The organism is Kitasatospora sp. NPDC001540, assembly GCF_042894345.1.
In the GTDB taxonomy this organism is placed as follows: domain Bacteria; phylum Actinomycetota; class Actinomycetes; order Streptomycetales; family Streptomycetaceae; genus Kitasatospora; species Kitasatospora phosalacinea_C.
Window position 1 is genome coordinate 167254 of the sequence record NZ_JBIAVO010000003.1, and the last position, 20632, is coordinate 187885.

21 protein-coding genes and 2 tRNA genes are annotated in these 20632 nt (G+C 72.5%); 10 read left to right on the forward strand and 13 right to left on the reverse strand.

What is annotated here, in order from left to right:
- Nucleotides 1-158: 158 nt before the first annotated feature.
- Nucleotides 159-1901: a phosphatidylglycerol lysyltransferase domain-containing protein gene (locus tag ACFY00_RS05950; RefSeq protein WP_388027677.1), complete on the reverse strand. Its 1743-nt coding sequence runs from the start codon at nt 1899-1901 to the stop codon at nt 159-161.
- A gap of 217 nt (nt 1902-2118) precedes the next feature.
- On the opposite strand from ACFY00_RS05950, the gene ACFY00_RS05955 reads away from it, so the two are divergent.
- Both ACFY00_RS05955 and ACFY00_RS05960 read left to right on the forward strand, forming a co-directional pair.
- Nucleotides 2119-2787 (forward strand): response regulator, encoded by a 669-nt coding sequence (locus tag ACFY00_RS05955; RefSeq protein ID WP_388027680.1) that lies wholly within the window; start codon nt 2119-2121, stop codon nt 2785-2787.
- On the forward strand, nt 2784-3941 hold the full coding sequence (locus tag ACFY00_RS05960; RefSeq protein WP_388027681.1) for a sensor histidine kinase: 1158 nt from the start codon (nt 2784-2786) through the stop codon (nt 3939-3941). Before ACFY00_RS05955 ends, ACFY00_RS05960 begins: the two co-directional genes overlap by 4 nt.
- Nucleotides 3942-4026: 85 nt before the next feature.
- On the opposite strand, the gene ACFY00_RS05965 is transcribed toward ACFY00_RS05960, so the two are convergent.
- Nucleotides 4027-4110: transfer RNA gene (locus ACFY00_RS05965), tRNA-Leu, on the reverse strand.
- Nucleotides 4111-4462: 352 nt separating this feature from the next.
- Between ACFY00_RS05965 and ACFY00_RS05970 the strand changes: the two genes are divergently transcribed.
- The 5 genes from ACFY00_RS05970 to ACFY00_RS05990 are packed head-to-tail and all read left to right on the forward strand — an operon-like array spanning nt 4463 to nt 10441.
- Nucleotides 4463-5341 (forward strand): FhaA domain-containing protein, encoded by an 879-nt coding sequence (locus ACFY00_RS05970; protein WP_388027683.1) that lies wholly within the window; start codon nt 4463-4465, stop codon nt 5339-5341.
- A 12-nt stretch (nt 5342-5353) separates the two neighbouring features.
- Nucleotides 5354-5878: an FHA domain-containing protein gene (locus ACFY00_RS05975; RefSeq protein ID WP_388027685.1), complete on the forward strand. Its 525-nt coding sequence runs from the start codon at nt 5354-5356 to the stop codon at nt 5876-5878.
- A 45-nt stretch (nt 5879-5923) separates the two neighbouring features.
- Nucleotides 5924-7444 (forward strand): PP2C family protein-serine/threonine phosphatase, encoded by a 1521-nt coding sequence (locus ACFY00_RS05980; RefSeq protein WP_388027688.1) that lies wholly within the window; start codon nt 5924-5926, stop codon nt 7442-7444.
- A 49-nt stretch (nt 7445-7493) separates the two neighbouring features.
- Complete coding sequence (locus ACFY00_RS05985; protein ID WP_388028012.1) at nt 7494-8987, forward strand: FtsW/RodA/SpoVE family cell cycle protein; 1494 nt, start codon at nt 7494-7496, stop codon at nt 8985-8987.
- The gene (locus ACFY00_RS05990) at nt 8984-10441 is read left to right on the forward strand and encodes a peptidoglycan D,D-transpeptidase FtsI family protein (RefSeq protein ID WP_388027690.1); all 1458 of its coding nucleotides are present in this window, start codon (nt 8984-8986) and stop codon (nt 10439-10441) included. Before ACFY00_RS05985 ends, ACFY00_RS05990 begins: the two co-directional genes overlap by 4 nt.
- Nucleotides 10442-10524: 83 nt before the next feature.
- On the opposite strand, the gene ACFY00_RS05995 is transcribed toward ACFY00_RS05990, so the two are convergent.
- Nucleotides 10525-10668 (reverse strand): hypothetical protein, encoded by a 144-nt coding sequence (locus ACFY00_RS05995; protein WP_388027692.1) that lies wholly within the window; start codon nt 10666-10668, stop codon nt 10525-10527.
- 44 nt (nt 10669-10712) lie between these two features.
- Here ACFY00_RS05995 and pknB point away from each other — a divergent pair, with 44 nt between their 5' ends.
- A complete protein-coding gene (gene pknB, locus ACFY00_RS06000; protein WP_388027693.1) occupies nt 10713-12767 on the forward strand; it encodes a Stk1 family PASTA domain-containing Ser/Thr kinase in 2055 nt (684 codons plus the stop codon).
- 81 nt (nt 12768-12848) lie between these two features.
- On the opposite strand, the gene ACFY00_RS06005 is transcribed toward pknB, so the two are convergent.
- The 5 genes from ACFY00_RS06005 to ACFY00_RS06025 form a co-directional block, all read right to left on the reverse strand.
- On the reverse strand, nt 12849-13577 hold the full coding sequence (locus ACFY00_RS06005) for a class E sortase (protein WP_388027695.1): 729 nt from the start codon (nt 13575-13577) through the stop codon (nt 12849-12851).
- Between the two features lie 18 nt (nt 13578-13595).
- A complete protein-coding gene (locus ACFY00_RS06010) occupies nt 13596-14537 on the reverse strand; it encodes a class E sortase (RefSeq protein WP_388027696.1) in 942 nt (313 codons plus the stop codon).
- A gap of 3 nt (nt 14538-14540) precedes the next feature.
- Nucleotides 14541-15203 (reverse strand): aminodeoxychorismate/anthranilate synthase component II, encoded by a 663-nt coding sequence (locus tag ACFY00_RS06015; protein WP_388027698.1) that lies wholly within the window; start codon nt 15201-15203, stop codon nt 14541-14543.
- 58 nt (nt 15204-15261) lie between these two features.
- Complete coding sequence (locus ACFY00_RS06020) at nt 15262-15432, reverse strand: hypothetical protein (protein WP_033254177.1); 171 nt, start codon at nt 15430-15432, stop codon at nt 15262-15264.
- A gap of 114 nt (nt 15433-15546) precedes the next feature.
- Entirely contained in the window at nt 15547-16317 is a 771-nt protein-coding gene (locus tag ACFY00_RS06025; protein ID WP_388027700.1) for a DUF881 domain-containing protein, read from the reverse strand.
- A gap of 154 nt (nt 16318-16471) precedes the next feature.
- Between ACFY00_RS06025 and crgA the strand changes: the two genes are divergently transcribed.
- The gene (gene crgA / locus ACFY00_RS06030) at nt 16472-16726 is read left to right on the forward strand and encodes a cell division protein CrgA (protein WP_388027703.1); all 255 of its coding nucleotides are present in this window, start codon (nt 16472-16474) and stop codon (nt 16724-16726) included.
- A 261-nt stretch (nt 16727-16987) separates the two neighbouring features.
- Here crgA and ACFY00_RS06035 read toward each other — a convergent pair whose 3' ends face one another.
- Together ACFY00_RS06035 and ACFY00_RS06040 are read right to left on the reverse strand one after the other, a co-directional pair.
- Complete coding sequence (locus ACFY00_RS06035; RefSeq protein WP_388027706.1) at nt 16988-17908, reverse strand: rhomboid family intramembrane serine protease; 921 nt, start codon at nt 17906-17908, stop codon at nt 16988-16990.
- Nucleotides 17909-18031: 123 nt separating this feature from the next.
- Nucleotides 18032-18559, reverse strand: a complete 528-nt coding sequence (locus tag ACFY00_RS06040; RefSeq protein ID WP_285733869.1) for a peptidylprolyl isomerase — start codon at nt 18557-18559, stop codon at nt 18032-18034.
- 169 nt (nt 18560-18728) lie between these two features.
- On the opposite strand from ACFY00_RS06040, the gene ACFY00_RS06045 reads away from it, so the two are divergent.
- Nucleotides 18729-19631, forward strand: a complete 903-nt coding sequence (locus ACFY00_RS06045; RefSeq protein WP_388027709.1) for a DUF5324 family protein — start codon at nt 18729-18731, stop codon at nt 19629-19631.
- A 147-nt stretch (nt 19632-19778) separates the two neighbouring features.
- On the opposite strand, the gene ACFY00_RS06050 is transcribed toward ACFY00_RS06045, so the two are convergent.
- The 3 genes from ACFY00_RS06050 to ACFY00_RS06060 all read right to left on the reverse strand — a co-directional run bounded on the left by ACFY00_RS06050 (nt 19779) and on the right by ACFY00_RS06060 (nt 20562).
- Nucleotides 19779-19851 (reverse strand) — tRNA-Ala (locus ACFY00_RS06050).
- Nucleotides 19852-19961: 110 nt separating this feature from the next.
- Nucleotides 19962-20090, reverse strand: a complete 129-nt coding sequence (locus ACFY00_RS06055; protein ID WP_014137031.1) for a DLW-39 family protein — start codon at nt 20088-20090, stop codon at nt 19962-19964.
- Nucleotides 20091-20190: 100 nt separating this feature from the next.
- Nucleotides 20191-20562 carry a DUF6191 domain-containing protein gene (locus tag ACFY00_RS06060; RefSeq protein ID WP_388027711.1) on the reverse strand — a complete coding sequence of 124 codons (372 nt, stop codon included), beginning with the start codon at nt 20560-20562 and terminating at the stop codon, nt 20191-20193.
- Between the last annotated feature and the right edge of the window lie 70 nt (nt 20563-20632).

Genomic DNA, 20632 nt, shown 5'->3' on the forward strand with positions numbered 1-20632 from the left:
TATCCGCCTCGTACCCGAGGCTACGCACCGGGTTAACCGGCGGCATCAGCTTCGATGACCATTCGCCTCATCCTTTCGGAGGGTGCTGCCGGGCCCGCTCCGCCCCCCGGCGGAGGGACCGGCCCCGTCCCGTGCCGCGCGCGGCCGGGAAGCGCTCCTCACCCGTGGCGGCGGCGGAACAGCGCCGGCATGCTCGGCGCCGTGATGAAACCCTCGGCGCGGGCCGAGGCGATGCCGATCCGGGGAATCTCGCTGCTCTTCTCGAAGAGCAGGTAACGCGGTTCCCAGATCGGCCGGTATTTCGCGTTCGCCCGGTAGAGCGACTCGATCTGCCACCAGCGGGAGAAGAAACCCAGCACCGAACGCCACAGCCGCAGCACCGGCCCGGCGCCCAACTTCGAACCGCGCTCGAAAACCGACCGGAACATCGCGAAATTCAACGAGACCCGTTCCAGCTCGACCTCCTCCGCGCGCTGCAGGAGTTCGATCACCATGAACTCCATCAGGCCGTTCTCGCTGTCCCGGTCGCGCCGCATCAGGTCCAGCGACAGGCCGTGCTCGCCCCACGGGACGAAGCTCAGCAGCGCCCGCAGCTCGCCCTCCCCGTCGAAGCACTCCAGCATCACGCAGCGCCCGTCGCCCGCGTCCCCGAGCCGGCCCAGCGCCATCGAGAAGCCGCGCTCGGTCGCGCCGTCCCGCCAGTGGTCGGCCTTGGCCACCAGCTCGGCCATCTCGCACTCGGGGATGTCGCCGTGGCGGCGGATCCGCACCGTGTACCCGGCCCGCTTGACCCGGTTGTACGCCTGCCGCACCACCCGCATCGCCCGGCCGTCCAGCGAGAACTCGTCCAGCTCGACGATCGCCTCGTCGCCCAGCTCCAGCGCGTCCAGCCCGTGCCGGGCGTAGATCACCCCGGCCTCCTCGGAGGCGCCCATCACGGCCGGCACCCAGGCGTGCTCGCGGGCCTCCGCCAGCCAGGCGTCGATCGCCCCCGGCCAGGCCTCCGGGTCGCCGATCGGGTCGCCCGAGGCCAGCGTGACGCCGCCGACCACCCGGTAGGCCACCGCCGCCTTCCCCGACGGCGAGAACACCACCGCCTTGTCCCGGCGCAGCGCGAAGTAGCCCAGCGAGTCCCGCTCGCCCTGCTTCTCCAACAGCCCGCGCAGCCGCTCCTGGTCCTCGTCGCTCTGCAGCTCCTCGCCGCGCGGCGAGCGGAACGCCACCCACAGCACGAACAGGAACAGCACCGCGCTCATCGCGTTGATCGCCGCGTTCACCCAGGTCGGCACCGAGACCACGTCCTGGACCCGCTCCGACGGGGTCAGCGTGATCATCCGGTGCACCGCGTAGCTGAAGCGCGTGCCGAAGCCCGCGCCGGAGGCCTCGTTGGTCAGCTGCACCAGCACCGAACCGACCAGCCCGCCCAGCACCAGCCCGCCCACCGCGGCCGCCGCGGCGGTCTTCGGGTTGGAGCGGTCGCCCTTGGAGGTGAACTCCCGGCGGGAGACCAGCAGCGCCACCAGGAACAGCCCGGTCAGCACGATCGAGAAGTAGTTCCACGGGTGGTCCCGGTAGCGGTCGCCCCAGGCCATCCAGGCCAGGTAGCCGAGGAACGTCACCCCGGCCAGGCCGGTGTTGAAGAGCCACGCCGCCCGCTTGCGGCGGCGCATCGCCACCGCCAGGAACAGCGCCAGCAGCATCGAGGTCAGGCCGGCGGTCATCAGGTAGGGGGTGAAGTACTCCCCCGTGTTGTGGCGCTCCACCTGGTCCCGGAACGGCACCGACAGCACCGCCGCCAGGTTGAGCAGGGCCATCAGCCGCAGGTACCAGACGGTCGACGCGGCGGCCTTCGGCCGCCACCGTGCCAGCGGCCCGGGGTCCTCGCCGTTGGTGGGGGACACGGCAGAGGAAGCCGTCTTCACAGTGGACACAGCAACCATTCCAGACGATCGATCAGCGGGGCGCATCCGCTCGCGGTTCCGCGCACTCCACCCCGATTTCCATGGTTGCCCAGCGGAGATGAGAATTGCGTGAATCCGGTAGCGGATTCCCACCCCCGCCGATCGGCGGGGGTGCCGGAGCGCCACCGGGACCGAACCCGCCCCAGCAGGGAGAGACATGCCGCCGACCCGGGTCCTGATCGTGGACGACGAGGTGCTGGTCCGCTCCGGGCTCGGCCTGATCGTCGGCAGCGCGCCCGACCTGGAGGTGGTCGGCGACTGCTCCGGCGGGCGGGCCGAGCAGCTCACCCGCGAGCTCGCCCCGCAGGTCGTCCTGCTCGACGTCCGGATGCCCGACCTGGACGGGATCAGCGTGCTGCGCCGCCTGCGCGCGCTGCCCGAGCCGCCCGCCGTCGCGATGCTCACCACCTTCGACACCGACGAGCACATCGGCACCGCGCTGCGGGCCGGGGCCGCCGGGTTCCTGCTCAAGGACACCGCCCCCGACCAGCTGGTGCACGCCGTCCGGGTGCTCGCGGCCGGCGGCAGCGTGCTCTCCCCGTCCGTGGCCCGCACCGTGATCAGCGGCTACGTCGAGGGGGGCGCCCCCGACACCGCCGCCGCCTCCCTCGCCGGACGGCTCACCGGCCGCGAGCTCGACGTCCTGGCGCTGCTGGGCGAGGGCCTGTCCAACGCCGAGATAGCCGACCGGCTGTTCCTCGGGACCGGCACCGTCAAGGACCACATCAGCGCCATCCTCGCCAAGCTCGGCGCCGCCAACCGCGTCCAGGCCGCCGTCCTCGCCCACCGCGCCGGGCTGGTCCGCGACCGGCGGGACGGCGCGTGACCCCCGAGGAGCCCGCCGCGCCGCACCGCCGGGCCCCGGCCTGGCTGCGCTCCCCGCGCACCGCCCTGCTGGCCCCGGTGCTGCTGGCCGCGATGGACTCCGCCCTGGTCGCCAAGGACTCCGAGCCCTGGCAGTTGGCGCTGTCCTCGCTCTCCGTCCTGGTCCTGCTGTGGCGCCGCCGCCACCCGCTGCCGGTGGCCCTGCTCACCCTGCCCGGCGCCTTCTTCAACGAGATCTGGCTGGCCCCGATCACCGGCGTCTACTCGGTCGCCGCCGCCTGGCCCCGCCCCCGCGTCCCGGTCGCCTGCGCCACCGCCTTCGCCCTGGTCGAGTTCTTCCACTGGCCCTTCGACCCCGGCCTGTTCGAACTCAGCCGGGACAACGCCCTGTACGCCATCCAGTCGGTGATGCTCGGCGCCGGACCGGCCGCCCTGGGCGTGCTCGCCCGCACCCGCCGCGAACTCGCCGAACGGGTCACCGAGCTCACCGCCGGACGCCAGCGCGAGAGCCGGCTGCTCGCCGAGAAGGTGCTGTCCGCCGAGCGGGCCCGGCTCGCCCGCGAGATGCACGACGTGGTCTCCCACCAGGTCAGCCTGATCTCGATCCAGGCCGGGGCGGTGCAGGTCTCCAGCAGCGACCCCGCCGCCCGCGAGGGCGCCCGCACCATCCGCGAGCTGTCCGTCCGCACCCTCGACGAGCTCCGGCAGATGGTCGGCGTGCTGCGCGCCGCGGGCGTCCCCGGCACCCCGCTCGCCCCGCAGCCCACCCTCGCCGACCTGCCCCGGCTGATCGACGGCAGCGGCCTGGCCGTCACCAGCCGCCTCGACCCCGGCCGCCGCCGCTGGCCCGAGGCGGTCGAACGGGCCGCGTACCGCACCGTCCAGGAGGGCCTGACCAACATCAGCAAGCACGCCCCCGGCGCCCCGGTCACCGTCCGGGTCACCGCGCGCGGCGGCAAGCTGCACGTCGAGGTCCGCAACGGCCCCCCGCCGGCCCGCACCCCGCACCCCGACCGGGAGGACGCCCCCCTCCCCGGCGGCGGCCACGGCCTGATCGGCCTGCGCGAGCGCGCCGCCCTGCTCGGCGGCACCTTCAGCGCCCGCCCCGCCCCCGACGGCGGCTTCGTCCTGCACGCGGTGCTGCCCGCCCACTGAGCCCGGGCGGTCGGCCCCGCCGGACCGATCCCGTTCCGGAGAACGAGAAAGCCCCCCAGATCCGGAGATCTGGGGGGCTTCGCTGTGCGCGAGGGGGGAGTTGAACCCCCACGCCCTTTCGGGCACTGGAACCTGAATCCAGCGCGTCTGCCTATTCCGCCACCCGCGCATGGGTGTTGTCTTCAGTTGCTTACCGCTTCTTCCGACCTGTCGAGAAGCTTACCGCATCTCTCGGGGTCTTCCGTTCGGCTCCCTCTCGGGCGCCCCTTCCGACATGGAAAACATTAGCACGCCCCGAGCCGTACCTGCGAATCCATTCCCCGGCCCCTCCCTGCACGACCCCGGACGCCCCGCAACCGGAGGCCGGACGAACGAGTGAGCGGGCCGTCCGGCGGGTACCCCTCCGGGCGCGACCTAGGCGGGGAACCGTACGGAAGGGCCGGGCGTGGATACGATCAGTACGGAAGACCGCTTTCCAGCCGACGAGCCGGCCCGTCCGACGCCCTGAGAGGGGGTGCCCCGTGGGAGTCCTGAAGAAGTTCGAGCAGCGACTCGAGGGTCTCGTGAACGGCACCTTCGCGAAGGTGTTCAAGTCCGAGGTCCAACCGGTGGAGATCGCCGGCGCCCTGCAGCGCGAGTGCGACAACAACGCCACCATCTGGAACCGGGACCGCACGGTCGTCCCGAACGACTTCATCGTCGAACTCAGCCCGCACGACCACGAGCGGCTCAGCCCCTACGCCACCCAGCTCGGCAACGAGCTCGCCGGGATGGTCCGCGAGTACGCGGAGGCGCAGCGCTACAGCTTCATGGGCCCGCTGCAGGTCGCCCTGGAGAAGGCCGACGACCTGGACACCGGCCTGTACCGGGTGCGCAGCCGCACGCTGGCCGCCGAGGACCCCCAGCGGGCCCAGGCCGCCCAGCCGCCCGCCGCCCAGCCCGGCTACGGGCGCCCGCCGACGCCGCCCGCGCCCGGCGCGCCCTGGCAGCAGGGGGCGGCCGCCGCCCCGTACGGCGCCCCGCCGCCGCCCGCCGCCCCGCCCGCGATGCCGTCCGCCCCGCCGGCCGGGGCCCCCGGCAACGTCCGGCCCTTCCCCGGCGCGGGCCATGGCGGCGCCGGCACCCGGCGCTGGATCGAGGTGAACGGCGCCCGGCACCAGATCAGCCAGAACGCGGTGGTGCTGGGCCGCTCCACCGAGGCGGACATCCGGATCGACGACCCCGGGGTGTCCCGCAAGCACGCGGAGATCCGTCCCGGTACGCCCGCGATGGTCCTGGACCTCGGCTCCACCAACGGCATCGTGGTGGACGGGCAGCACACCCAGCGCGCTACGCTCCGCGACGGCTCCCGGATCGTCCTGGGGTCGACCACCATCGTCTACCGACAGGTCGAAGGGTAGAAGCGGGCCGGTATGTCTGATCTGACCCTGACGGTCATGCGGCTGGGCTTCCTCGCCGTCCTCTGGCTGTTCGTCATCGTCGCGGTGCAGGTGATCCGCAGCGACCTGTTCAACACCAAGGGCACGGCGCGGACCGCCCAGCGGGCCGCCGCCCCCGCCCCGGCCGGGGCGGGCCGTCCGCCGCAGGGCCAGGGCGCCCCCGCGGCCGCCGCCCAGCAGGCGCAGGCCCGGCAGCGCCGCGGCCAGCCCACCCACCTGGTGGTGGTCCAGGGCTCGCTCGCCGGGACGACCGTCGCGCTGCAGGGCCAGACCATCACGCTGGGCCGGGCGCACGACTCCACGATCGTGCTGGACGACGACTACGCGTCCTCGCGTCATGCCAGGATCTACCCCGATCAGGCTGGGCAGTGGACGGTGGAGGATCTAGGCTCCACCAACGGCACCTATCTCGACCGGCAGCGGCTCACCACGCCGATGCCGCTCCAGATCGGCGTGCCGATCCGAATCGGCAGGACCGTCATCGAGCTGCGGAAGTAGTCAGCGCATGAGGACCAGCTCCACCCGAAGGAGGGCCCGGACAGCATGAGTCTCGTGCTGCGCTTCGCCGCCGGCTCGCACAAGGGCCTGATCCGCGAGGGGAACGAGGACTCCGGCTACGCCGGGCCGCGGCTGCTCGCGGTGGCCGACGGCATGGGCGGGGCGGCGGCCGGTGAGGTCGCCTCCTCCGAGGTCCTCGGCTCGATCGTCCGGCTCGACGAGCCGCACCCCGGCGCCGACCTGCTGAGCCTGCTCAACGAGGCGGTGCAGACCGCCAACGAGCGGCTGCGGCAGATGGTCGAGCAGGACCCGCAGCTCGAGGGCATGGGCTGCACCCTGACCGCGCTGCTCTGGGACGGCCAGCGGATGGGCCAGGTGCACATCGGCGACTCCCGGGCGTACCTGCTGCGCGACGGGCGGCTCGACCAGATCACCCAGGACCACACCTGGGTGCAGCGGCTGGTCGACGAGGGCCGGATCACCGCCGAGGAGGCCGAGACCCACCCGCAGCGCTCGCTGCTGATGCGCGCCCTGGACGGCCGCGGCCAGGTCGAGCCCGACCTGTCGATCCGCGAGGTCCGGGCCGGCGACCGCTACCTGATCTGCTCCGACGGCCTGTCCGGCCCGGTCAGCCACCAGACCCTGGAGGAGACGCTCGGCAGCTACTACGCGCCCGAGCAGACCGTCCAGGAGCTGATCCAGCTGGCGCTGCGCGGCGGCGGCCCGGACAACATCACCTGCATCGTCGCCGACGTGATCGACGTCGGCGCCACCGACCCGCTCAGCGGCCAGGCCGCCGAGGCGCCGGTCGTGGTCGGCGCGGTCGCCGACAGCCAGCCGCACCACTTCCACGACCCGCAACTGCTGGACACCCCGGCCGGCCGCGCCGCCGGGCTGGGCCGCGGCCCGGCCCCGCAGGCCCCGCAGGGCGCCTTCGGGCCCGCCCAGGGCTACGAGGGCGGCTACGAGCAGCAGCCCGGCTACGGCGCCCCCGCGGGCGACTTCGGCCCGCCCGAGGGCTACGGCGCCCCCGCGGGCGACTTCGGTCCCGTCGAGGGCGGCTACGGCGGCGAGGCGGGCTACGGCGCGCCCGGCGAGGAGTTCGACCCGGACGCCCCGGTCGACCGCCGGAAGAAGAAGCGCGGCCTGAAGCTGACCCTGATCGGGGTGCTGGTGCTCGCGGTGCTCGGCGGCGCCGGGTTCTTCGCCTGGCAGTGGAACCAGGACCAGTACTACGTCGGCGCCGAGGGCGGCCACGTCGCGGTCTACCGCGGCCTGGACCAGAACCTGGTCGGCATCGAGCTGAGCTCGGTCTACCAGCAGTTCTCCGACGTCGAGCTCAAGTACCTGCCGGCCTACCAGCAGGACCAGGTCGCCAAGAAGATCCAGGCCGACGGCCTGGCCGACGCCCGCAAGCAGGTCGACACCCTGCGCGCGCAGGCCACGGTCTGCAAGAAGGTCGAAGAGTCCAAGAACGCCCCGGCCACCGGCGAGGGCACCCAGCCGTCGGCACCTCCGCTGACCGAGCAGGAGCAGCAGCTCGCCGCCGCCTGCCCGGCCCAGTAGGACCACGGTCTAACCCGGGGGGTTTCACACAGGCATGAGCACCTTCGACGTGAGCGGCGGACGCACGCCCGCCACCGGGCGCCGCCGCGCGGCCGGACGCGGCGGCACCGCGGAGACCGTCCCGAACCGGCGCAACACCGAGCTGCTGATGCTGCTCTTCGCGGTGGCCGTCCCGGTCTTCGGGTACGCCAACGTGGGCCTGGCGATGGACGGCACGCTGCCCGCCAACATCCTGGCGTACGGCCTGGGCCTGGGCGTGCTGGCGGGCGTCGCGCACCTGGCGGTGCGCCGCTTCGCCCCGTACGCCGACCCGCTGCTGCTGCCGCTGGCGACGCTGCTGAACGGGCTCGGCCTGGTGATGATCTGGCGGCTCGACAAGGCCGGCCCGCTGCTGAAGAACAACTTCCCGGCGACCACCAACCAGCTGATGTGGTCGGGCCTGGGCATCGCGCTGTTCATCGGCGTGATGTGGCTGCTCAAGGACCACCGGATCCTGCAGCGCTACACCTACATCTCGATGGTGGTGGCGCTGGTGCTGCTGGCCGCGCCGGCCTTCTTCCCGTCCCAGGACGAGAACTTCGGCGCGAAGATCTGGATCCGCTTCGGGTCCTTCTCGATCCAGCCGGGCGAGTTCGCCAAGATCATCCTGACTGTCTTCTTCGCCGGGTTCCTGATGGTGAAGAAGGACGCCCTGGCGCTGGCCAGCCGCAAGTTCATGGGGCTGTACCTGCCGCGCGGGCGCGACCTCGGCCCGATCGTGGTGGTCTGGCTGCTGTCGATCCTGATCCTGGTGTTCGAGACCGACCTCGGCTCGTCCTTCCTGTTCTTCGGCCTGTTCGTGGTGATGCTCTACGTCGCCACCGAACGGACCAGCTGGATCGTCTTCGGTCTGCTGATGTCCTTCGGCGGCGCCGCGCTGGTGGCCACCAAGGAGCACCACGTCAAGACCCGGATCAACGCCTGGCTGGACCCGATGGCGGCGTTCGGACCGCACCCGCCCAAGCAGTCCTCGGAGCAGATCGGCCAGACCCTGATGTCGCTGGGCTCCGGCGGCACCGTCGGCACCGGGCTGGGACAGGGCCGCAGCTGGCTGATCCAGTTCGCGGCGAAGAGCGACTTCATCCTCGGCTCGTTCGGCGAGGAGCTGGGCCTGACCGGCCTGATGGCGATCTTCCTGCTCTACGGCCTGGTGGTGCAGCGCGGCCTGCGCACCGCGCTGGCGGCCCGCGACCCGTTCGGCAAGCTGCTGGCGGTCGGCCTGAGCTCGGCGTTCGCGCTGCAGGTCTTCGTGGTCGCGGGCGGCGTCACCGGCCTGATCCCGCTGACCGGCATGACGATGCCGTTCCTGGCCCAGGGCGGTTCCTCGGTGGTCGCCAACTGGGCGCTGATCGCCGTCCTGATGAAGATCAGCGACACCGCCCGCCGCCCGGCCGCCGAACCGGCCGCCGAACCCGCCCCGGCCATCCCGGAGCCCGCCGGTCCCGACCGGTTCGGGCCGCCCGGGTACGGCGCGCCGGGCCAGAGCAGGGGAGCGTCCTCGTGAACAAGCCGATCCGCCGGGTGTCGATCTTCTGCCTGGTGCTGATCCTGGCGCTGATGGTCCGGGTGAACTGGGTGCAGGGCGTGCAGGCCTCGGCCTGGGCGAACAACAAGCACAACGAACGGACGAAGTACGACCGGTACGCCGCCCCGCGCGGCAACATCATCGTCGGCGGCCAGCCGGTCACCAAGTCCGACTTCGTCAACGGCCTGCGCTACAAGTACAAGCGCGCCTGGATCGACGGACCGATGTACGCCCCGGTCACCGGCTACTCCTCGCAGATCTTCGACTCCAGCCAGTTGGAGAAGCTGGAGGACCCGGTGCTCTCCGGCACCGACTCCCGGCTGTTCTTCCGCAACACCCTGGACATGCTGACCGGCAAGCCCAAGCAGGGCGGCGACGTGGTCACCACCATCGACCCGAAGGTGCAGAAGGCCGGCTTCGAGGGCCTGGGCAACCGGAAGGGCGCCGCGGTGGCGATCGACCCCCGCACCGGGGCGATCCTGGCGCTGGTCTCCACCCCGTCCTACGACCCGGGCACCTTCGCGGGCGGCAGCGACGCCGACTCGGCGGCCTGGACGGCGCTGCAGGCCGACCCGAACCAGCCGATGCTGAACCGGGCGCTGCGCCAGACCTACCCGCCCGGCTCGACCTTCAAGCTGGTCACCGCCGCCACCGCGTTCGAGACCGGCAAGTACAAGAACCCGGGGGACGCCACCGAGACCCCGGAGACGTACATCCTGCCCGGCACCAGCACCCCGCTGGTCAACGACAGCCCGGACGAGGACTGCGAGAACGCCACCCTGACCTCGGCGCTGGCCATCTCCTGCAACACGGTGTTCGGCAAGTTGGGCGCCGAGCTCGGCCGGGACGCGCTGCGCGCGCAGGCCGAGAAGTTCGGCTTCAACGACGACAAGGTGGACGTCCCGATCCGGGCCGCCGCCAGCTACTACCCCAGCGGCTCCTCCCCCGACGGCACCGCGATGGACGCCATCGGCCAGCACGACACCCGGGCCACCCCGCTGCAGATGGCCATGGTGGCCGCGGCCATCGCCAACAACGGCTCGCTGATGCAGCCGTACCTGGTCGCCCAGGAGGGCGCGCCCGGCCACGCCATCTCCACCCACTCCGAGCACCAGATGAGCCAGGCCGTCTCGCCCGCCACCGCCCAGAAGCTGCAGCAGATGATGGAAGCGGTGGTGAAGGACGGCACCGGCAAGCGGGCGAACATCCCGGGCGTGACGGTCGGCGGCAAGACCGGCACCGCGCAGCACGGCCAGGACAACGCGGGCAAGCCGTTCGCCTGGTTCGTCTCCTACGCCAAGGACTCCTCCGGCAAGCAGGTCGCGGTCGCGGTGGTGGTCGAGGACGGCGCCGCGCAGAGCTCCGAGATCACCGGCGGTTCGCTGGCCGCGCCGATCGCCAAGACGATGATGCAGGCGGCGCTGGGCAAGTAGGGCCGGTCGCATGCGTCACATTCCGGCCGCCGGGGCTCGCTCGGCGGCCGGAATTGTCACAATGGGTCGGTACCGGTCTGGTCTCAGCTGACGGTCTGCTCGGGTCCGCTCAGGTTCGCCCGGTAGCGTATCCGCCAGCAGCGGGTGTACCCGCGGCCGGAGATCGTGGCCTCGACCGTGAAACCGCGGCGGCGGGCGACGCGTCCGAAGAGTGCGTGCGGGGACACCTACGTCACATCCTCACCGACCGGTGGGGGAGAGGGTCGGAGATATGGAAGAGCCTCGTCGCCTAGGCGGCAGGTACGAGCTCGGCGGCGTCCTCGGACGCGGTGGCATGGCCGAGGTGTACCTCGGCCACGACACCCGGCTCGGACGCACCGTCGCCGTGAAGACCCTCCGCACCGACATGGCCCGCGACCCGTCCTTCCAGGCCCGGTTCCGCCGCGAGGCGCAGTCCGCGGCCTCGCTCAACCACCCGGCCATCGTCGCGGTCTACGACACCGGCGAGGACTACATCGACGGGATCTCCATCCCGTACATCGTGATGGAGTACGTCGAGGGCTCCACCCTGCGCGAGCTGCTGCACACCGGGCGGCGGCTGCTGCCCGAGCGGGCGCTGGAGATGACCATCGGCATCCTGCAGGCGCTGGAGTACTCGCACCGGGCCGGCATCGTGCACCGCGACATCAAGCCCGCCAACGTGATGCTGACCCGGCAGGGCAACGTCAAGGTGATGGACTTCGGCATCGCCCGCGCCATGGGCGACGCCGGCATGACGATGACCCAGACCTCCGCGGTCATCGGCACCGCCCAGTACCTCTCCCCCGAGCAGGCCAAGGGCGAGACCGTCGACGCCCGCTCCGACCTGTACTCCACCGGCTGCCTGCTGTACGAACTGCTCACCGTCCGGCCGCCGTTCGTCGGCGACTCGCCGGTCGCGGTGGCCTACCAGCACGTCCGCGAGGAGCCCGCGCCGCCGTCCTCGTACGACCCCGAGGTGCGCCCCGAGATCGACGCGATCGTGCTCAAGGCGCTCGCCAAGGAGCGGGACTACCGCTACCAGTCCGCCGACGAGATGCGCGACGACATCGAGCGCTTCCTCGACGGCCTGCCGGTCAACGCCGCCCAGCAGGCGGCCTACGGCATGGGCGCCGCCGGGTACGGCTACGACCAGGGCGGCAACCAGTACGACCCGTACGGCCAGACCAACGTGCTGCCCCAGCAGGGCGGCCCGACCACCATGCTGCCGCCGGTCGGCAACCAGCAGCCCGCCCCGTACGGCGGCTACCAGGACAACGGCTACGGCGGCAACGGCGGGGACGGCTACGACAACGGCTACGAGGGCCGCGGCAGCCGTCGGCGCGAGGAGCAGCCGAAGAAGAGCAACACCTCCTGGATCGTGCTCGCCGTCGCCGCGGTGCTGGTCCTGGTCGGCGCGTTCTTCGTGGTGCAGTCGATGGTGAAGAGCGGCGGCAGCAACGCCGGGAAGACCACCGTCCCGAACCTGTCCGCGCTCTCGCTGGCCGACGCCGAGAACGCGGCGAAGGCGCAGAGCGCCACCCTCAAGGTGGTCGCCGGGGCCCCGGCCGCCACCTGCCCGGACACCAGGGTCCAGAAGGACCAGGTCTGCACCCAGGAGCCGGCCGTCGGCGGCACGATGGCCGCGGACGGCACGATCACCGTGCACCTGGCCGCCGCCGCGGCCCAGGTCGACGTCCCGGACGTCTCCGGCCAGGCCAAGGACGCCGCGACCAAGACGCTCAAGGACAAGGGCTTCGACGTCAAGGTCACCTACGCCAACGACGACAAGGTCGACCAGGACAAGGTCGTGTCGCAGGACGTCAAGGGCAAGGCCGCCCCGGGCGCCACGATCACCCTGACGGTCTCCTCCGGCCAGCAGAAGGTCGCCGTGCCGAACGTGATCGGCAAGGCCCAGGACGAGGCCACCCAGATCCTCACCACCGCGGGCTTCACCGTCACGCCGACCAACCGGACCGTCACCGACCCCACCCAGGCCGGCCAGGTCCTCGACCAGAGCCTGAAGAACACCCAGGCCAAGCAGGGCACCGCGATCACCCTCACCATCGGCCAGCTGGCCGAGAAGGTGTCCGTACCGATCACCTCCGGGCGCACCTACAAGCAGGTCTTCACCGACCTGCAGAGGAACAACCTGATCCCGCAGGTGCAGGCCGGCGGACCGCAGGACGAGAACGCGATCGTGATCGCCAGCGACCCGCCGTCCGGCACCCCGGTCGCCCCCGGCACCACGATCAAGCTGTGGACCAAGGCGGGCGACAAGTCCTCCCCGCCCGGCGGCAACAACTGACGCCGCACCGGCAGCAGCGACACCGAGGGGCCGCACCGTCCGCAGTGGACGGTGCGGCCCCTCGGCCGTCCTGACGCCCGGTCAGCGCAGTTCGGGCGGCGGGGTGCGCTTCGCGTCGACCGGGTCGGCCCGGACGAGCTGCGCCCAGACCGCCATCCGGTAGCGGGAGGTGTAGACCGGCGTGCAGGTGGTCAGCGTCAGGTAGCGGCCCGGGCCGGTGAACGGCGAGCCCTCGGGGACGGGCGCCACCACGCCCACGTCGTACTTGGAGGTCTGCGGCAGCGTCCCGGCGACCCGGTAGACGTACCAGGCGTCCTTGGTCTCCACCACCACCGGGTCGCCCACCGCCAGCTTGTCCAGGTCGTGGAACTTCGCGCCGTGCCCGTCCCGGTGCGCCGCCAGCGCGAAGTTGCCCTCCGCGTCCCAGGGCATCGCCGAGCGGTAGGGCTCCTCGTACACGCCCGCCACGCCCTCGTCGAGCACCTCCGCGGTGGTGCCCATCCGGATCAGCGTCTGGTCGTCCCGGCCGAAGGCCGGGACGTGCAGGAAGCCCACCCCGTCGCCCGCCGCGTACCGCGGCACCGGGGCGGCGGCGGTGGTGTCCCCCGGGGGCGCCGCCGGGGCGGACCAGGTCTGCCGCAGCCGGTCCCCCGCCCGCCCGGCGGCCCGGTCGGCCACCACGTCCGTCCACCACAGCGAGTACCCGACGAACAGGGCCAGCACCAGCCCCAGGGTGATCAGCAGCTCCCCCAGCAGCCCCAGGGCCGTCCCCAGCCGTCCGCGCCGCCCGCCCCGAATGGCTGTGCCCATGGTGCCGTGCCTCGCTGCTCAGTGTTGCCCGGTCAGCGCCTCCGGCTGCCCCTGGCTCCTCGGCCGTTCCTCGACCATCTTGCCAAAGACGATCAGCCTTCCCCGGGCACTGAACTCCGGCGTGCATGTCGTCATGGTCAGGTAGCGGCCCGGCGCGGTGAACGGCGAACCCTTCGGGACCTTCTGCAGCACCGTCACGTTGCTCGGCGGGGTCTCCGGGATGCCGCCCGCCACCTCGTACGTGTAGTAGGAGGTCGCGGTCTCCACCACGACCTTGTCCCCCGGCACCAGCTGGCCGATCTTCCGGAACGGCTGCCCGTGCGTGGTGCGGTGCGCGGCGACCGCGAAGTTGCCGTCCGGGTCGGACGGCATCGCGGTGCCCGCGTAGTGGCCCACCAGGCCGTGGTCGAGCACCTTCTGCTTGTCGGTGCCCTCGGCGATCGGGTAGTCCAGGCCCAGCTTCGGGATGTGGATGATGGCGAAGCCCTGCCCGGGCTCGAACGTGCCCGGCGGGGCCGGGGTCGCCCCGCCGGACGGCGCCACGGGCTGCTGCGCCCACTGCTGCTCCAGCTTGTCGCTGGCGGCGCCCGCGTCCCGGTCGGCCATCACGTTGGTCCACCACAGCTGGTACGAGACGAACAGCAGCATCACCGCGCCGAGGGTGATGAACAGCTCCCCCAGCAGCCGGGCCAGCACCACCCGCTTGCGCTCCTTGGGGCGCGGCGGCCGCGGCCCGGTGCGCTTGCCGGTGGCCCGGCGGCGGCCGGTGCCCGCGCCCCGGCGGCGGTCCGCCCGCCCGCCCGCCCGGGGCGGCCCGGACGGCCCGGGCACCGCCCCGGCGCCCGCGGTGTCGGACAGCCGCAACTTCAGGGTCCGCTCGGCCGGGGCCTCGTAGACGCCCCACTCCTCCGGCTCCCCCAGCTCCTCCGGGACGCCCCCCTCCGGGCGCACGGCGGTCACCCGTCAGCTCCGGCCGATGACCGGGGCGAGGCCGGCCGAGCGGCCCACCGCCTCCGGGAAGCCACACTCGGCGAGCCAGTTGGCCAGCATCCGGTGGCCGCCCTCGGTGAGCACCGACTCCGGGTGGAACTGGACGCCCTCGACCGGGAGTTCGCGGTGCCGCAGCCCCATGATCACGCCGCTGTCGGTGCGCGAGGTCACCACCAGCTCGGCGGGCACGGTGTCCGGGTCGACCGCCAGCGAGTGGTAGCGGGTCGCGGTCAGCGGCGAGGGCAGGCCGGCGAACACGCCGCCGTCCTCGTGCAGCACCGGCGAGGTCTTGCCGTGCAGCAGCTCGGGCGCCCGCCCGACCACCGCGCCGTACGCCACCGCGATCGACTGCAGCCCCAGGCACACCCCGAACAGCGGCAGCCCGGTCCGCGCGCAGTGGTTCACCATCTCCACGCACACCCCCGCCTCCTCGGGCGTGCCGGGCCCGGGCGAGAGCAGCACCCCGTCGTAGCCCTCCTCGCCCGCCCGCGGCCGGGCGTCGGCCACGGTCAGCTCGTCGTTGCGGACCACCTCGCAGACCGCACCCAGCTGGTACAGGTACTGGACGATGTTGAAGACGAAGCTGTCGTAGTTGTCGACCACGAGGATCCGGGGCGCTCTGCCGACGGAGGTCATCGCTACTCCTGGGGTACGGGTGCGTCGGGGGACGGACTGGCTCGCAACGGCGCCGGGATCAGCCGCCGTTGCCCTGGTCCACCGTCACGTTCCCGAAGGGGAGCAGCGGCTCGGCCCACGGGAAGACGTACTGGAACAGGACGTAGACCACCCCGAGGACGAGCAGCAGGGCGATCAGCGCGCGCACCGGCGCGGGGCCCGGGAGATGCCGCCAGATCCAGCCGTACATGGTGCTCCTCGGTGTTTCGGTCTGCACAAGCGTAGACGCCCGACCGCCCGGCCCAGGAGGGTATCCGGGCAACCGGGCCGCCCGCGGCCCGGGCGGAGAGGGCGGCGGACGGACTCAGGGCGCGGAGGCGGCCCGCAGGTCGGCGGAGCCGGTGTAGCCGGGCAGGGTCAACTCGCCGCTCTCCTGGACCTTCCAGCCCAGCCCGTAGGCGGCCACGTAGCCCAGGTAGTTGCGGATCGTCGGGTCGGCGTCCACCGCGGAGCGCAGCGCCTCGCTCCGGCCGACCGCGCGGATCACGTACGGCGGCGAGTAGACCCGGCCCTGCAGCAGCAGGGTGTTGCCGACGCAGCGCACCGCGCTGGTGGAGATCAGCCGCTGGTCCATCACCTGGATCCCCTCGGCGCCGCCCCGCCACAGGGCGTTCACCACGGCCTGGATGTCCTGCTGGTGGATCACCAGGTCGTTGACGTCGGGCTCGGGGACGCCGGGGATCCGGGCGGTGGCGTTCGGCGGGGCGTCGTCCAGGGTGACGGTCAGCCCGGGCCCGCGCAGCGCCTCCAGCCCCGCGGCCTGCTGCAGTTCGGCCAGCTTCGCCGCGTCGTCCGGGCTCTGCCCCTGCTGCCGGGCCAGCCGGTCGGCCCGGTCCCGGTCCGCGGAGACCTGCTCGGAGAGCTGCTGGTTCTGGGTGGAGCGCTGCTGTATGACGTCGCTGAGCTTGAGCAGCGAGTTGTCGGTGCGCAGGTCGGTGCCGTGCGCGGTCTGCGCGCTGACGTAGAAGAGCAGCCCGGCGAGGGCGAAGACGGTGCAGGTCAGGGCACGTCCGACAATTCGCCCGCGACGGGGGCGCGGAGTCGGGGACGGCGAAGAAATCGTGGAATCAGGCACCGTACCCTTATCTCCTTACGACCCGGCGAGCCACTACGCTAACGGACGCCGGTGGCATGTGCGGACGACCAACCGTACGGACCGGCCCGCCATTTGCCGCCCGCCCACGCTGACCCACCCGCGCGGTCACAGCGCATCGACAGGAGAACCCCTCGTGCCGAAGTCTCGACTCCGCAAGAAGGCCGACTACACGCCGCCCCCGAGCTCCGCGACGGCCGTGAAGATCAGTTCCGGCCGAAGCTGGGTGGCACCACTGATGCTGGTGTTCTTCCTGGTCGGCCTGGTCTGGATCGTCACCTACTACGTGACCAGCGGCGACTGGCCGGTCGGCGGCTGGGGCAACTGGAACATCCTGGTCGGCTTCGGCTTCATCGCGGCGGGCTTCGGCGTCTCCACGCAGTGGAAGTGACGCCGCGCCCGCCCGCCCGGCGGGACCCGGCCTGATCCGCCCGCTCCGTCCCCACCGCTCCGGCCACCGCGCCGGGGCGGTGCGCGGGCTGCCCGGGCGCGGGCCGTGACGGAGCGTCCGAACGTTTATCCACAGGGTTGTCCACACTGGGGAAAACTCCGCCCAGCCTGTGGATAACTCGCAACGCGGCAGCATAACGCGCGTAGAGCCGGGAAATCCAATCGGCGGGCGCACCCCGGCGCCCACCGGCTGTGCACAACCTCACCCGGGCAGCCGCGCCGTACCGACCAGCAGCATCAGCAGAACCACCGCCAACCCCCCGGCCACCGCCAACCCCTGCACCAGGTTCCGGCGCTTCGGCGGGGCGTAGAACATCCCGGCCCCGATGGCGGCACCGGCGACCAGCCCGCCGAGGTGGGCCCGCCAGTCGATGTTTGTGCCCGGCGCGAAGCTGATCACCAGGTTCACCACCAGCAGCGCGATCACCGGCTGCATCGGCGTCCTGGTCACCTTGAACAGTACGGCGGTGGCGCCCAGCAGGCCGAAGATCGCACCGGAGGCGCCGACCGAGTTCAGCCAGCGGTCCGACGGGGCCAGCAGGTAGGCGAACGCGTTGCCCGCCAGCCCAGACACCAGGTACAGGGTCAGGAAGCGCAGTCTGCCGAGCACCCGCTCCAACTGCGGTCCGAGCACCCAGAGCGAGAACATGTTCGTCGCGATGTGCAGCAGCCCGGCGTGCACGAACATCGCGGTCACCAACCGGTACCACTGCTCCGGCCCCTCCGCCACGCCCGCCCGCAGACCGGGTAGCGGAGCGATGCTGCGGAGCGCGAGGTCGTCGATGAGCGCGGGCGCCAGGTACTCCGTGAGCAGGAACACCGCGAGGTTGATCCCGATCAGCACCTTGGTGACCAGCGCCCCGTCGCCGAGCGCCAGCAGCGCCCCCGCCGAGGTCCGGGGCTGCTGCCGGGCCCGCTCCTCGCGGGCGGCGTCGCCGTGGACGCAGTCCGGGCACTGGAAGCCCACCGAGGCGGGCACCATGCACTCCGGGCAAACCGGGCGCCCGCACCTGGTGCAGCCCACCCCGGTCTCCCGCTCGGGGTGGCGGTAGCAGCCGGGCAGCCCGCTCCCCGCGTCCCGTCCGTCCGCCGGCGTCGGTCGCCCGGGCTCCTCCGGATGCATCGCCGCTGTTCCTCCCTCAACGAAGCCGGTCCCGGCGCCGCCACCGCCGAGAACGGGGCACCGCCGGGACCGCCCAGGCTACTGCGCGCCGCCCGCGCGGGGCGGCCTGGCGCGACGGTCGCGTCAGCCGCGCGAGATGACGACCTGCTGGATCACCACGTCCTGGACCGGGCGGTCGTACGGCTTGGTGGTGGGGGTGGTGGCGATCGCGTCCACGACCTTCTGGCTGTCCGCGTCCACGACCTCGCCGAAGATGGTGTGCTTGCGGGTCAGCCAGGTGGTCGGGGCGACCGTGATGAAGAACTGCGAGCCGTTGGTGCCCGGGCCCGCGTTGGCCATCGCCAGCAGGTACGGCTTGGTGAAGGCGAGGTCCGGGTGGAACTCGTCGGCGAACTTGTAGCCCGGGCCGCCGGTGCCGTTGCCCAGCGGGTCGCCGCCCTGGATCATGAAGCCCTCGATGACCCGGTGGAAGACCGTGCCGTCGTACAGCGGCTTGGCGGCCAGCTCGCCGGTCTCCGGGTTCTTCCACTCGCGGGTGCCCTCGGCCAGCTCGACGAAGTTGGCCACGGTCTTCGGAGCGTGGTTCGGGAAGAGCCGGACCACGATGTCACCGTGGTTGGTCTTCAGGGTGGCGGTGAGTTCCTCGGCCACGACAGCACCTTCCTCAAAATCTTCGTATGACTATCCGAGGAATCATCCCACGTGGCTCGCGGACGGCTCAGCCGAAGGTGCCCGGCGGCCGGTCTGGATGCATGATCTCCTATCAGGTGGAAAGGTGCAGACCGGACAACGCCGGACACCCGCCGAGAAGGAGAAGCCCGTGAGCCGTACGGACACCGCGCGCGAGACCGCCGGACGGGCGAAGGACGCCGTCGCGCCCTACGCCGCCTCCGCCAAGGAGACCGCCCTGCACTACGCGGAGGAGGCCAAGCAGGTGCTGGGCCCCAAGCTGGAAGCGCTCGCCCCGAAGGCCGCGGCCGCCGGGGCGCAGGCCAAGGCCGGGGCGGGACACGCCGCGGCCGTCGCCCGGGTGCAGTACGTCAAGCACCTCGCCCCGCACCTGGAGCAGGCCTTCACCAGCCTCCCCCCGGAGACCCAGAAGGCCGCGCTCCGCGCCGTCCACCGGGCCCAGGAGGCGGCGCTCGCCGCCAAGCTGTCGGCCGGGCAGGCCGCCGGACACGCCAAGGCCACCGTGGTGCCCAAGGTCGCCGAGACCTTCCAGGCCGCCAAGGAGAGCGTCACGCCGATCGCCCAGGAGGCGCAGACCCGCGGCGCCGCGGCGGTCACCGCGCTGCACGGCAACGTCAGCGCCGCCGAGATCAGCGCGCTGGCCGCGAAGAACGCCAAGAAGCAGCACCGCAACGGCTGGGCCACCGGCCTCGCGGTGGCCGGGACGCTGGCCATCGGCACCGGCGTGCTGGCCTGGCAGTGGTACCGCAAGCAGAACAACCCCGAGTGGCTGACCGAACCCCCGGCTCCGGTCACCCCGCCGAACGGCACCCCGGCCGGGGCCTCGTCCGCCACCCCCGCCCCCTCCCCCGCGTCCTCCGTGACCGTTCCGGACAGTGCCGCGGGCCGCTCGGTCGGCGGCACCGTGGTCAACGGCTCCGTCCCGCACGAGGAGGCCGACCCGGCCGACGGCCCGAAGTCCGAGGCCGAGCCCGCCGCCGCCACCGACGAGGACGACCGTCCCAAGCCGCACGACCCGCGCAAGCCGCACTGAGCGCACCCGAACCCGCGCGAACACCCCAGCGGTCCCCGCCCCCGGGCCTCCCCCGGCGGCGGGGACCGTCCCGCGTCCGGGCCGACCGGCCACGGGCACGCGAACGGCCCCCGACCTGTTCCCAGGTCGGGGGCCGTTCGGCGACTGTGGAGCCTAGGGGAGTCGAACCCCTGACATCTGCCATGCAAAGACAGCGCTCTACCAACTGAGCTAAGGCCCCGAGCAACGGGGGATAGCCTACCCGCTCCCGGGCAGGGGCCCACGCGGGTTTCGGACCGGCCGCGGCCCTTACTCCGCGGGCCGGCCCGAGAGGACTTCGTCAGTCGGCGCTCAGCGGCCGGCGGGGACCGGGTCGGTGGCCTCGGTCCACAGGTCCTGCTCGGCGCGGTCCGCCTGGACCTGACGGTAGACAAAGAAGCCGCCGAGGGCGACCAGGGCGACCAGGAGGAGCTTCTTCACCGCGGGACCTCGTCCTTCTTGCTTGCTTGGATGGGGGAGCACGAACCAGCGGTCAGGGTGCAGACCGCCCTGGGGCCGATGATACACACCGGTAACCGGTTCAAGAGCGGCCCCCGCCACCGTCAACCGACCGATCCGCCACCGGCTTTGACACCCCACCATCAGTGCGATCTTCGGACCGCGGGCCCGCCGGACGGATCACCGCCACCCCGCCGTCCAGGTCGACCGTCGAACGCGGCGGGGCACCCTCGCCCTCCTCGTCCCGGAGCATCAGGGTGGTCTTCCGCTGCTCCAGTTCGGCCTGCTTCCCGGCCGCGAACTGGGCGTGCAGCTGCTCGAACCCGGTCGCCGAGACCTGTCCCTCCCGGCCCGACCCGCGCCAGGGCACCCACCGGCTGCGGCTGGCCCGCAGCGCGACCTGGTCCACGAAGGCCAGCACCACCAGCGCGCAGACCAGGCCCGGCAGGCTCATCGCCCAGAACACTCCCACGCCCGCGACAACGCACCCGGGCGCGCCGCCGTTCCCGCCCGACGACGCGCCC